The sequence below is a fragment of the Pontibacterium granulatum genome (genome assembly GCF_029961155.1).
Classification (GTDB): Bacteria; Pseudomonadota; Gammaproteobacteria; order Pseudomonadales; family Balneatricaceae; genus Pontibacterium; species Pontibacterium granulatum.
In genome coordinates this window covers 84,895-96,384 of record NZ_JASBRH010000015.1, presented here as the reverse complement: position 1 = coordinate 96,384, position 11,490 = coordinate 84,895, and the positions used below count along the sequence as shown (strand labels likewise).

Annotated in this window: 13 protein-coding genes; 8 read left to right on the top strand and 5 right to left on the bottom strand. The window is 52.1% G+C overall.

The window, feature by feature from the left end; all coding sequences use genetic code 11:
* The first annotated feature begins 356 nt into the window (after window positions 1-356).
* The 3 genes from QKW35_RS14535 (at window position 357) to QKW35_RS14525 (ending at window position 2,105) form a co-directional block, all read left to right on the top strand.
* Window positions 357-839, top strand: a complete 483-nt coding sequence (locus QKW35_RS14535; protein ID WP_282354177.1) for a GNAT family N-acetyltransferase — start codon at window positions 357-359, stop codon at window positions 837-839.
* Window positions 840-1,016: 177 nt separating this feature from the next.
* Complete coding sequence (locus QKW35_RS14530; protein WP_282354175.1) at window positions 1,017-1,670, top strand: hypothetical protein; 654 nt, start codon at window positions 1,017-1,019, stop codon at window positions 1,668-1,670.
* A 75-nt stretch (window positions 1,671-1,745) separates the two neighbouring features.
* Window positions 1,746-2,105, top strand: coding sequence for a nuclear transport factor 2 family protein (locus tag QKW35_RS14525; protein ID WP_282354173.1), 360 nt, complete (start codon window positions 1,746-1,748; stop codon window positions 2,103-2,105).
* 2 nt (window positions 2,106-2,107) lie between these two features.
* Here the strand turns inward: QKW35_RS14525 and QKW35_RS14520 are convergent, their stop codons facing one another.
* Together QKW35_RS14520 and QKW35_RS14515 are read right to left on the bottom strand one after the other, a co-directional pair.
* A complete protein-coding gene (locus QKW35_RS14520; protein WP_282354172.1) occupies window positions 2,108-3,289 on the bottom strand; it encodes an iron-containing alcohol dehydrogenase in 1,182 nt (393 codons plus the stop codon).
* A gap of 39 nt (window positions 3,290-3,328) precedes the next feature.
* Window positions 3,329-4,702: a glutamine synthetase family protein gene (locus QKW35_RS14515; protein WP_282354171.1), complete on the bottom strand. Its 1,374-nt coding sequence runs from the start codon at window positions 4,700-4,702 to the stop codon at window positions 3,329-3,331.
* A gap of 274 nt (window positions 4,703-4,976) precedes the next feature.
* Between QKW35_RS14515 and QKW35_RS14510 the strand changes: the two genes are divergently transcribed.
* The 3 genes from QKW35_RS14510 to QKW35_RS14500 all read left to right on the top strand — a co-directional run bounded on the left by QKW35_RS14510 (window position 4,977) and on the right by QKW35_RS14500 (window position 7,381).
* A complete protein-coding gene (locus QKW35_RS14510) occupies window positions 4,977-5,435 on the top strand; it encodes a DUF2703 domain-containing protein (protein WP_282354170.1) in 459 nt (152 codons plus the stop codon).
* Window positions 5,436-5,867: 432 nt separating this feature from the next.
* Complete coding sequence (locus QKW35_RS14505) at window positions 5,868-6,422, top strand: thioredoxin family protein (protein ID WP_282354168.1); 555 nt, start codon at window positions 5,868-5,870, stop codon at window positions 6,420-6,422.
* 41 nt (window positions 6,423-6,463) lie between these two features.
* Window positions 6,464-7,381, top strand: coding sequence for a pseudouridine-5'-phosphate glycosidase (locus QKW35_RS14500; protein WP_282354167.1), 918 nt, complete (start codon window positions 6,464-6,466; stop codon window positions 7,379-7,381).
* Window positions 7,382-7,402: 21 nt separating this feature from the next.
* On the opposite strand, the gene QKW35_RS14495 is transcribed toward QKW35_RS14500, so the two are convergent.
* The gene (locus QKW35_RS14495; protein ID WP_282354166.1) at window positions 7,403-8,290 is read right to left on the bottom strand and encodes a DMT family transporter; all 888 of its coding nucleotides are present in this window, start codon (window positions 8,288-8,290) and stop codon (window positions 7,403-7,405) included.
* Between the two features lie 127 nt (window positions 8,291-8,417).
* On the opposite strand from QKW35_RS14495, the gene QKW35_RS14490 reads away from it, so the two are divergent.
* Window positions 8,418-9,317, top strand: coding sequence for a LysR family transcriptional regulator (locus QKW35_RS14490; protein WP_282354165.1), 900 nt, complete (start codon window positions 8,418-8,420; stop codon window positions 9,315-9,317).
* A gap of 184 nt (window positions 9,318-9,501) precedes the next feature.
* Here the strand turns inward: QKW35_RS14490 and msrA are convergent, their stop codons facing one another.
* Complete coding sequence (gene msrA / locus QKW35_RS14485; protein WP_282354164.1) at window positions 9,502-10,002, bottom strand: peptide-methionine (S)-S-oxide reductase MsrA; 501 nt, start codon at window positions 10,000-10,002, stop codon at window positions 9,502-9,504.
* 247 nt (window positions 10,003-10,249) lie between these two features.
* On the opposite strand from msrA, the gene QKW35_RS14480 reads away from it, so the two are divergent.
* Window positions 10,250-10,825, top strand: a complete 576-nt coding sequence (locus QKW35_RS14480) for a glutathione S-transferase family protein (protein WP_282354163.1) — start codon at window positions 10,250-10,252, stop codon at window positions 10,823-10,825.
* Window positions 10,826-10,876: 51 nt separating this feature from the next.
* On the opposite strand, the gene QKW35_RS14475 is transcribed toward QKW35_RS14480, so the two are convergent.
* Window positions 10,877-11,383, bottom strand: a complete 507-nt coding sequence (locus QKW35_RS14475) for a hypothetical protein (protein ID WP_282354160.1) — start codon at window positions 11,381-11,383, stop codon at window positions 10,877-10,879.
* Between the last annotated feature and the right edge of the window lie 107 nt (window positions 11,384-11,490).

The following is an 11,490-nucleotide window of genomic DNA, read 5'->3' as shown; positions in this document are numbered from 1 at the left end:
CGCATTGGGTGACCTCACCCCCTGGGAATATCTGGCCAAACATGACCCGCTGGAAAACTCTAATTATGCGTGTAACTAATTAGGGGAGGTTTACAGAACCACTACATAGGTTATACGGTCGGAGATTCAGTTCCATTTTTAGCCTGCATAGACTTTACAGATCAGGATCTGCAGCACCTCGCTGAAGTTGGAGTTAGCTTCAGTGTGTGTGCATACCCAACTTCGGATGAAGCCAATGAATAAAAAGCCACATAACCAGGCCAAGCAGAGCGCCCCATTTTCCTTTCCGCCTTTGGCTGCACTACAAATGGTCGCCTGTTGGCGGCGTTATATGTCACTAGTGATAGGAGTAATGAGTGTCCATTATAAAAATTCGTCAAGCAACTGTTGAAGACTCGGATCTGATTCTCAGGTTTGTCACAGAACTTGCCACTTATGAAAAAGCAGAGAATGAAGTAATTGCCACAGTAGCTGATATCGAATGTTCTTTATTTAGCAGTGACTCAACTACCAAAGCTGTTATCTGTAATATAAATAATGAACCTGTTGGTTTTGCAGTCTACTTTTTTAATTACTCAACATGGCTCGGTAAGCATGGGCTCTATCTTGAGGATTTGTATGTTTCTCCGAAGTACAGGAGCGTTGGTGCTGGCAAGGCACTTTTAAAACATCTGGCAAAAATTGCGTTGTCTAAGAATTGTGGCCGCTTCGAGTGGAGCGTCCTTGACTGGAATGAACCGGCGATACAGTTCTATCAATCAATTGGCGCGAAACCGCAAGACGAATGGGTGGGCTATCGTTTGACTGGGAAAGCTCTTGTAGAGTTTGTAAATAGCTAAAGACATATAACAAATGCAGTCAGAAGGAACGTGTAGTTCCCCCGGTTTAGTGGACACCTCAATCTAATTGCATTGAGGTGTCCACTAAACCGGGGGAAGATCAACGCTCCGCTCGCAAGCTCGCTACGCGTCCCCTGCTGCAAGCGTTAGAAGTCCGAGTTATCCGCAGGAGACAACATGAGTGCCTCTGAACAATTCAAAATTGTAAGTAATCTCGCGGATGAGGTCTTCAAGCCAATCGGTGTCGTTAGGAAAGATCGCTGCCGGATGTGGTTGGACGATCACGGATGGTGGGCGACTGTTGTTGAATTTGGACCGTCTAATTCGCCAAAAGGTATGTGCCTCAATGTATGCATTAATTGGCAATGGTATCCGGAAAGCTGTATGACCTATGATCTGATTTTTAAAGAATCAGGCTTTGCTGAGTTCGAAAATGAAGAGCAGTTTCGTACCGCAGCATTAAAGCTTGTAGATCTGGCGAAGGCTCGAATTCTAGAAATTCGGGAGCACCTGAAAACGCCTCAAGGATCGAGAGAGTACGTTTTAGAAAACACCGTTGGTGATGACAACAATGTCTGGGCAAACCTAAATAAGGGGATGGTTTGTTTGATTACGGGTCGGTCGGATCTGGCTCAGGCATTCTTGGATAACGTGCTGAATAGCTCTGATGGGCGGTATCAGGCTGAAAAAGTTAAGGAGTTTGCAAAGTGGTTCATCAAATTAAGCCCTAAAGATAAGGTGGCTTTTATTAATGATGAACTGCAAGCTTCTAAGTACCGTGCTGTAAAAATCCAGGCGGATGCAAGGCGGTTTGTTCACTTGAGGCGTTAAAGGGCCTATATGCCCACGATGGCTAAACCCCTTCTATAGTTAGGTTTAAGCCTAATCTAGAGGAGGGCAAGAACAATGAGCTTAGCGGATATCGTGCAGCGGGGCTGGGAGGCAGTTGGCGCCGGGGATTTTGATGCATTGGTGGCGGACTATGTGGAGGATATGACCTTCATCATGCCGGGGCAGGCGGACATTCTTGAGGGCCGGCAGGCGTTTCGTTCAGCACTGAATGGGATCGGGGATATCCTGCCACCCGGTTTTGAGATCACGGGATTACGGCAGATCGAAGGGGATGGCGAAGTTGTATCGATTGTTGAATGGAAGTCGGCAAAAGTAACGGGCTCTCAACTCTCCGTTCTGTTTAAATTTCAGGGTGACAAGATCTATGAAGAGCGCTGGTTTATTGATACCGAGCAGTGGAAGAACGCTTTCTGACCTTATTGGTTAAGTTCACCCTTCACCGCATCTCGAAAAATCTCAGAATACCGTTCAGCTGAAAATGCGATCGGATTCCCGCCGGCAGACGGATCTGCCGCCGCCATCTGACCTACCCGAACAGCCTGACGTTCGTCTATGGCTATGTCCGCTAAGCTGTGTGGAATGCCCAGTGTATTCCGCATCTCCAGTACCCAGTCCATAAACCCGTCGAAGCCACGGGTAGGCAGATCCAGATAACGGCTCAAGCGTTCGATACGTGGTTGAATTGCTGCCTGATTGGCTTGCAGAACATAGGGCATCAGGATGGCATTTAACAAGCCATGGTGTGCGCCGTACAGCGCACCTAGGGTATGTGCGATGGCATGCATGCCGCCTAATCCCTTTTGGAATGCCGTGGCGCCCATGCTGGACGCGACCAGCATCTGGCTGCGGGCATCCCGATCTTGTCCATTTGCGTAGCCGCGGGGAAGGTTCTCTTTTACCAATCGCATCCCTTCCAGCGCGATACCGTCGGCCATCGGATGGTAGCCAGGAGCGCAATAGGCTTCCAGACAGTGGGAGAGGGCATCCATCCCGGTGGCGGCGGTGATGTGAGGGGGCAGGTCGACTGTGAGTTCAGCATCGAGAATGACTATCGACGGCAGCATTTTGGGGTGAAAGATAATACGTTTTACTAAGTTGGCTTCGTCGGTAATGACCGCTGCACGACCCACTTCCGACCCGGTGCCGGCAGTGGTGGGGATCGCTATGGTGGGTGCGATTGCGGTTGGATCGGCACGGGTCCAGTTATCCCCGATATCCTCGAAGTCCCACAGAGGCCGTTTTTGGCCCGCCATCAGCGCAATGGCCTTGCCGGTATCCAGTGACGAGCCGCCGCCAAAAGCGATGACCCCGTCATGGTTGCCTGCTTTGTAGGCGGTGACGCCGTCTACGACGTTTTGCCCGGTGGGGTTGCCCTGAATATCGCAGAACAGGTTGCAGCGTAAGCCGGATGCCTGGCAGTGTTTGACAGCCTGTTTGATCATAGGCAGCGCAGCTAGTCCGGGATCGGTGACCAACAATGGCGCCTGGATATTCAGGTTTTTACAGGCGTCAGGAAGCTCTTTGATTCGCCCGGCACCGTTACGGATGCTGGTCGGGTAATGCCAGTCAGCGTTCAGGTCAGCGCTGTGATTTGTCATAACAGATCTCCAAGAGACATTGTCGTAACTGAGGGCGGATCAGATAATTTCAAAGTAGCGGGCCATCTCCCAATCCGTGACATGCTTGCGAAACTCCCGCTCCTCCCACTCCCGTGAAGCGGCAAAATGGTCCACAAAGGCATCCCCAAACAGCTCACGGGCCGCTTTGGAGTTTTTCAGGCGTTGGGCGGCGTCCCACAGGGTGCTGGGTAGGTGCAGGTGGCCAGGGTGTTGCTGTTCGTAGGCATTGCCCTCAACCATCGGCTCCGGTTCCCATTCGTTTTGTATACCGTATAAACCCGAGGCCAGCGCTGCCGCCATGGCCAGGTAGGGATTGCCGTCAGCCGAGCCGAGACGGTATTCAATGCGCTGGGTTTTCTCGCTGCCGGGGATGATGCGCAGTGCAGTGGTACGATTCTCGACACCCCAGGTGGCATCGGTGGGTGCCCAGAATCCCGGCACCAAGCGGGAATAACTGTTTATGGTGGGGGCGATCAGGCTTAAGAACTCAGGCATCAGGCGTTGTTGCCCGGCTAGGAAGTGGCGCTGGATCTCGCTCATTCCGTGGGGCTGGCTTGGGTCATAAAATGCGGAGCCCGATCCATCCCGGTGTTTGAGGGAGATATGGATATGGCCACTCTGACCGGGATAGTCATTGGACCACTTGGCCATAAAGGTGGCCATCAGGCCGTTGCGTTGCGCGAGGACCTTCATAAAAGTCTTAAAAAGGGCTGCCTTGTCCGCCGCGTTTGCTGCCTGGTCTACGGCGATGGCGGCTTCTATCACGCCGGGACCGGTTTCGGTATGGATACCTTCGATGGGGAAATCCATCTGTTCAGACATATCCAGAATCTGTTGATAGAGGTCGGAATGGACGGAGTTGCGCAGTACCGAGTAACCGAACCAGTCCGGCGACAGGGGCTCCAGGTTTTTAAAGCCTTTGTCGCGGGCGCTGTGGGGTGTCTCTTTAAAGACAAAAAACTCGTATTCCAGTGCGGCAAACGGATCAAACCCCATTGCTTCCGCCCGTTGTACGATTCGGTGTAGAAGGTTTCGAGGGCACAGATCTGCAGCCTGTTCACAGAACTCTGCGATGAAGAGCAGCATATCCTCTTCTAAGGGGAGATCGCGGCAGGTGTCGGGCACGATCCGTACCGGAGCATCCGGATAACCAGTGTGCCAACCGGTGTAGCTGACATTATCGTAGAGCTGGTCTTTGGAGTCCCAGCCCAGGACGACGTCACAGAAGCCAAAACCATGATCGAGTGCCGAGAAGAACTTCTCCTTGCTCATGTATTTGCCGCGCATCACGCCGTCGGTATCGAAGATCCCTACTTTTACGTGTGTAAGACCCCTTTCCTCAACGATGCGTTTTGCCTGTTCGATCGTGTTTACATCCCTTGGCTTCATCATAGTTCGGTGCCTTTGGTGTTGGTTGGCCACACTTATCGCCGAAAACATCAAGCGTGCTGAACTGTGCGTAGAAAGCGGTATCGACTAAGCTAAACCGTTGGTCATGTGAGGCGTTTTCAGTGTGCTCGACGGCGTTCCCCTTATCGTCACTATAGTTGGCTCGTCGGCATTAAGTGTTCGAATTGCTCGGGAAACGCAGCGCCCTCTATAGTTAAAACGGCCATGGAACTTTTGCGCTGGCCAGGTAAAAACTCGATATGGGGAGTGAGATGTTATGAAAACACTGCTGATCACTTGGCAACGTTTGGTCGACGATAAAGGGGGAACCTGCACTCGTTGTGCTGGCACGCGGTTACAGTTGCATGAAGCGGTGAAAAAGCTGGAAGCGTCACTCAAGCCTTTGGATATTGAGGTGCGGTTAGTTGGAAGAGAGTTGGATGCAAGCGCCTGCGCTGCTGACGTTACGGAGTCCAACCGGATATGGATTGCAGGTAGGCCTCTTGAAAGCTGGCTTGATGCACGCAACGGTAAAAGCCTGTGCGCGTGTAACGTCTGTCACAATGCCGAGTGTCGTACTGTCGAAGTGTCAGGTATCGAATATGAGGTAGTTCCAGCCGAACTTATCATTAAAGCTGCTTTAATTGCGGCTGCAGATGCCGTATTGCCTTCAAGCGAGGAACCTTGTTGTCCTGTTAATGACACCCACGATACCCCTCAACGCTGTTGCAAATAACGTGCTTTCGGATGGTATTTGGGCGTTGTAAATCAGGTGGTTGGATAGACTTGTATTTGGTGGTCGTTAGGAGCTTGGTCAAGGTCTGTATGTTTTATGTACAACGTCCGTTGACAGCGCGACGGTAGAGGCGCAGAGTGACATATGAAGCGTATCGTCAGCCGCCTGCCAGGGGGGCGCTGACGTTAAGATTCACTCCCTGACCAAAGGAGGTGATTGCATGTCTAATTTACTGGTCGAGCACACTCCTGGAGTAACGTGCTGACGCCAGGTTACGACCTGAGTTTGCTCCAATCAGAAGGCCCCGTTCATTGTAATGGGGCCTTTCCATATCTGGATCTTTGGGTCAGCTGAGAGTGGTTGTTGCCCAGCGCCGAGGCTAAGCTTTCTTTGCATACTGTACGATCTTTCCACCGGAATCAGGAGATCAGCATGGCCCTCACACCTTCCAACATGATGCCACTGGGCACTGTCGCCCCGGACTTCAATCTGCTTGATACCGTCAACCAAGAACAGAAAAGCCTAAAGCAGCTCAGGGGCGAGAAGGGGACGGTGGTGATGTTCATCTGTAACCATTGCCCGTTTGTAAAACATATCGACACCGCGCTGGTGCAGCTGGGGCAGGATTACCAGGGGAGCGGGATCGCTATCATTGCGATCAGTGCCAATGACGTAACCGCCTTTCCGGAAGACAGCCCCGAGAAAATGGCCCGAAAAGCGCGTGATCTTGGGTACAACTTCCCTTACCTGTATGACGAATCTCAAGCGGTTGCGAAAGCGTATCAGGCCGCCTGTACACCCGATATTTACCTGTTTGATGCCGGACTTGCCTGTGTGTATCGTGGCCAGTTTGACGATTCCCGGCCGGGAAACGAAAAGCCAGTGACCGGCAGCGATCTGCGAGGAGCAATCGATAGCCTGCTAGCCGGAAAGCCGGTTTCAGAGGATCAGAAACCCAGCATTGGCTGTAATGTGAAATGGAAGTGAGCTTTTACTCATCCTACAGGTAGCAAGGAGTTGATCTAATCATGTCCAATCCCTATCTGCATATCTCCCCTGAGGTGGCCGTCGCCATCGAAAACAACCGGCCGGTGGTTGCGCTGGAGTCCACTATCATCGCCCATGGCATGCAGTACCCCCGCAATGTGGAAACAGCACTTAGGGTAGAGGAAACCGTACGTGAGCAGGGGGCTATACCGGCAACCATTGCCATCCTCGCGGGCCGCTTAACGGTGGGCTTAAGTCAGGAGCAAATTGAGTATCTGGGTAAAGAGGGGCGCAACGTAACCAAGGTGAGTCGGCGAGATATCCCGTTCATGGTGGCCTCCGAGCAGGATGGTGCGACCACGGTGGCGGCAACGATGATTTTGGCAGCGATGGCAGGGATCAAGGTCTTTGCCACTGGTGGGATTGGTGGTGTACATCGGGGAGCTGAACACACGTTCGATATATCCGCCGACTTGCAGGAACTGGCGCGATCCGATGTGGCCGTGGTATGTGCCGGTGTCAAATCGATTCTGGATCTGGGGCTGACCCTCGAATACCTGGAAACCCAGGGGGTGCCGGTGGTGGGCTACCAGACTGATACCTTGCCAGCCTTTTACGCCCGAGAGAGCGCGTTTGACGTGAATTACCGTCTGGATTCACCCGACCAGATTGCCGCTGCATTGAAAGCTAAGTGGGAAATGGGGCTTGGTGGCGGGATGGTGATCGCCAACCCCATCCCTGAGGCCTATGCGATGCCGCACGTCGAGATTGATACGGCGATCGACAGAGCCCTTCAAGACGCCGATCACCATGGGATATCGGGTAAGGCGACAACCCCCTTTCTGTTGGCTCGGATCAGTGAACTGACCGGCGGTGAAAGCCTGGAATCCAATATTCAGCTGGTACTGAACAATGCCCGTTTGGCGGCACAGATAGCAGTGGCCTACTGTTGTTGCTGAGTTGGATCTCTGTACCTGCGATCAAGTACCGAGATGACTGAATTTGTGATTGGATGGCAGCTCTTCATTCCGCGGCTCAAGGCGGATCAGACCGGATATCAGAATCAATGTTGACGCGATCATCTCCAATCGACTGATCTCACTGTTAAGCAGCAATACGCTGAATAGCAGTGCAAATACGATCTCCGAGGTACTGATCATAGTTGTTCGCTCCATCCCCGCTAACACTGCACCTCGAGCGAAGAGATACTGGGGAAACGCTGAGGCCAGCAGGGCGATTGCAAGGATCAGCCAAAGCTGGTCTTCAGATTGTGGCAGCACGATTGCAGGGGCTTGCCAATATGTGAGTGGGATGAGTACCGCCAGATGGCCTACAAGGCACGCGCTCATCCGTTCTCCGGTTTTCAGGTGCTGGACCGGATTGGACAGATAGTTGATCAACAATGCATAAGAGGCGGGTGCAACAAATCCAATGCATAGTACCCCAAGCGGGATCTGATGCTGGCTTAGAGGGCCCTGCATGGTCAATACCGCCAACAGGATCAGTGCGGCTGAAATCAGTCTGTTGCGTGTTAATCCATGACCGAACAGAGCCCAGCCAATGGCCAGCGCAAACAGAGGATAGGTGTAGTAGGTCAGAATAACCGTTGTGGCGGGGAGCCAGGTAAAGCTGTAGAGGAATGCGAGCATACCCAAAGCCGCGAAAGCACCAAGCGCAAAGGTGCGCATTGACTCCGCAGGCTGTACTTTAAACACCCTTACACAGGGCAGAACCAACAGCGCAGGGATGGCGAAACGATACAGGGCGACCACCTCCGGTGACATTCCCTGCTGCAACAGTATCTGGGCTAACATCGGGCTCAAGCCAAAGCCCATTGCCGCACCCGTTAGCATCATTGTTCCTTTCACGATTTCGGTCCCCTGTATGCTCTTCTGCCGGACAGTTAAAAACTGTTTGAATTTCGGATGCATAATAGCCAGAGTAATTTAGAATAATTAATGAAAAATGCGGATAATCCATTAAGGTTATTCATGTATGCGCTTGGATATTAAGCACTGGCAGTTACTTGAGGCGGTTGCTCGTTACGGTAGTTTGGGGCGTGCTGCGGATGCCATCGGTGTAACTCAATCAGCATTAAGCCACCGGCTCGCTGAAGCGGAGCGGCGGCTGGGCAGCGCAATATTTGAGCGGGATGGGCGTAAACTAAAGGTAACTCCCGCAGGGCAGGCGCTATTGCACACCGCACAGGCGGTTTTACCCGAGTTAGCGCGTGCCGAGCAGGATTTTGAGCGCACTGCTGCAAGTGCAAGTTACCTCGTACGCATTGGTGTGGCGGAATACAGTGCGTATCACTGGGTGCCGGGATTTTTAAAGTCGCTGCCAATGAGTCGTGAAAAGCTGCAGATCGATTTTGTTGCCGCGGCAACCCGCGAAGCAGAGCAAACGCTGCTTGCAGGCACTACGGACCTTCTTATTTCCCCCGCCAAGATCGAAAATCCGGCGTTGATCTCCCATCCGTTGATGAAGGACGAGTTGGTATTGATCACCCATCCGCAACATCCCCTTGCCACGAAACCGTTTATCGAGGCTGAAGAACTGATCGACCAAGACTATTTGACCTATAGTCTGGACGCGTTGCCGGGATTTGAATACGAACGCTTTATCAGGCCGGCGGGTATCAGGCTGCGCCATATTCAGATGGTTGAGATGACGGATGCGATAGTTGAGATGATCGCCGTTGATCTGGGGGTCAGCATTCTGTCGCGCTGGGCGTTGAGCCGTTCCTTGAAGCAGGGGCTGGTGGTCGCCATCCCCGTGACGGAACAGCGTTTGCCGTTAACTTGGTACGTTGTGGCGCGTAAATCTGACGCCAGGTATGTTGCGATTCAAGAGACAAAGAATGCCTTGCTGCGCTGGTTTGGAAGTGAAGCGTGATCCGGACTAGGCGAGGGGTTTTTTAGCTTGTAAAGTGCGTGTTTTTAACCCGAGGGCTTGAATATATCGCTCTTGATGTAGGGTGGCCATTCAGGCTACCGGCAGGCTTAAGCCTGCCCTACACGGGGAGCGAGCCAAGCATTCCTGGTTCCATGCTCTGCGTGGGAACGTATGCGATCTTTTTTTACTGCTTCTTAGGTAATACCCAGCCCGGACGCGGGAAGTGGCAGGTATAACCGTAAGGGAAGCGTTCCAGGTAATCCTGATGCTCGGATTCTGCTTCCCAAAACGCACCAACCGGGTCAACCTCGGTTACAACTTTGCCCGGCCAAAGACCACTAGCATCCACATCAGCGATGGTATTCAGGGCGACCTGTTTCTGGTCATCATCCACATAGTAGATTGCCGAGCGGTATGAGCTACCGCGGTCGTTCCCTTGCTGATTAGGTGTGGAAGGATCGTGGATCTGGAAAAAGAACTCCAGCAACTGGCGGTATGAGATCAGAGACGGGTCGAACAGTATTTCGATCGCTTCAGCATGGGTGCCGTGGTTACGGTAGGTGGCGTTCTCCACATCACCACCGGTATAGCCCACACGGGTATTGATGACACCGGGCAGTTTGCGTATCAAATCCTGCATGCCCCAGAAGCAGCCGCCTGCCAGTACTGCGCGTTGTTGTGACATCCTGATCTCCTCTATGTGGTTAATCCGCTAATGTAACCGTTTGTTGCATAGCGGTCACGTGGGGTTTGTTGCTATCGCTTAGGCGTATTCTATTGATTGCCAGATAGGTAAATCGTTCGGTTTAAATTTGATACTTTTCACAAGTCTGCTCCGGCCAGGATCTGATTTATGTTGTCGTCCGCAGGGGCGCTGTGATATTTGTCTTGAGCACTGTTTCAACTACTCAGACCTGAAAGGATGAATTTTTATGTCAATGACGCTGTATGGATCGCTACCTTCACCCTACGTACGACGTATTCGGATGTTGTTGGAGGGCATGGATTATCGGTTTGAAGCGGTTGATCTCTACAACGATGAAAAACGGGCGGAGTATGCCTCGATTTCGCCAATCAAAAAGCTACCGGTGCTGGTGGATGGCGAGCAGACCGTCTTCGATTCTCATGTGATTTGTGAATACTTGCGTCGTAAGCAGGGTGCCCCCGATCTTCCTATCGAACAGCACAATCTGATTGCAGCGATAGACGGCGTAAACGATTCCCTGATCGTGTTGTTTATGGGGACGCGCTCTGGCTTGGAGGTTTCTCCGAGTGCATTGCTGTTCAAACTGCAGCTAGAACGTATTCCAGATACCTTGGCGTGGTTGAATGCCCAAGCTGCGCAGGGGGCTTTTGATGAGTGGCATATGGCAACTATCGCGTTGATTGCGCTGTTGGATTGGGCAGAGTTCCGAAATCTGTATGATTTCTCAGACTATCCAGCGTTGTTGGCAGCTCGGGAAGCGCATCAAAAACGGGACATTGTCAAAGCGACTTATCCCGAATAAGTTTTAGCGTTTTAGCAGTCGCTCCTGCTGGCTGAAAAATGGCAGCAGAAGTTACAACGGTGGTATGGGGTCTTCGAATTCCGATGGATACATGGGATCGGGATCGCAATCGGTCGGCTCGGCTTTTATCAAGATTCCTTCTTCAAAGCGCAGGAGAAAGCCTGGGCAACGTGCTAGCGCTCGCACATCGTCGTAAGGATAGGGGGAGGGCGCTTCGATTCGGATTATGCCGCTAAATGTCAGTGGCATATTGATGTTGCGGAAATGGCGCTCCAGGCCATCGATCTCGGGCTTATGCCCATGCAGTGTCAGCTGGCGTTGCCTTTCCAGGTCTTCATTCTGTCTAAACGGATCGCTGGGATCATAGGGCAGGCCTATCATCGCGTCGATTAAATGAAGGCGATTGTCATGGATCGTGTAATGGCAATACAGCCCCGTACATGCCGACGACGTTGGGCTGTACTCGAAACCATAATCGCCTGGAATAAATGGGTTGCCGTTAACCAGATTGAAATGCTTACCCTCATATAAAACACTGCTCATGACTTGAGCCGTCATACCGCCTCTCCTCCGGGCATGCTTATACATTCGATTGAATCTGCGACTTCCGTATAGGAAAAGCAAAACTGGGGAACGTTTGAAAAGTCTATGGAACGGTCCGCTTT

Bases quoted from the DNA above. Each gene is read 5' to 3' on its own strand.
- QKW35_RS14530 (WP_282354175.1), top strand. From the start codon at position 1,017: ATGAGTGCCTCTGAACAATTCAAAATTGTAAGTAATCTCGCGGATGAG.
- QKW35_RS14525 (WP_282354173.1), top strand. From the start codon at position 1,746: ATGAGCTTAGCGGATATCGTGCAGCGGGGCTGGGAGGCAGTTGGCGCC.
- QKW35_RS14520 (WP_282354172.1), bottom strand. From the start codon at position 3,289: ATGACAAATCACAGCGCTGACCTGAACGCTGACTGGCATTACCCGACC.
- QKW35_RS14515 (WP_282354171.1), bottom strand. From the start codon at position 4,702: ATGATGAAGCCAAGGGATGTAAACACGATCGAACAGGCAAAACGCATC.
- QKW35_RS14510 (WP_282354170.1), top strand. From the start codon at position 4,977: ATGAAAACACTGCTGATCACTTGGCAACGTTTGGTCGACGATAAAGGG.
- QKW35_RS14505 (WP_282354168.1), top strand. From the start codon at position 5,868: ATGGCCCTCACACCTTCCAACATGATGCCACTGGGCACTGTCGCCCCG.
- QKW35_RS14500 (WP_282354167.1), top strand. From the start codon at position 6,464: ATGTCCAATCCCTATCTGCATATCTCCCCTGAGGTGGCCGTCGCCATC.
- QKW35_RS14490 (WP_282354165.1), top strand. From the start codon at position 8,418: ATGCGCTTGGATATTAAGCACTGGCAGTTACTTGAGGCGGTTGCTCGT.
- msrA (WP_282354164.1), bottom strand. From the start codon at position 10,002: ATGTCACAACAACGCGCAGTACTGGCAGGCGGCTGCTTCTGGGGCATG.
- QKW35_RS14480 (WP_282354163.1), top strand. From the start codon at position 10,250: ATGTCAATGACGCTGTATGGATCGCTACCTTCACCCTACGTACGACGT.
- QKW35_RS14475 (WP_282354160.1), bottom strand. From the start codon at position 11,383: ATGACGGCTCAAGTCATGAGCAGTGTTTTATATGAGGGTAAGCATTTC.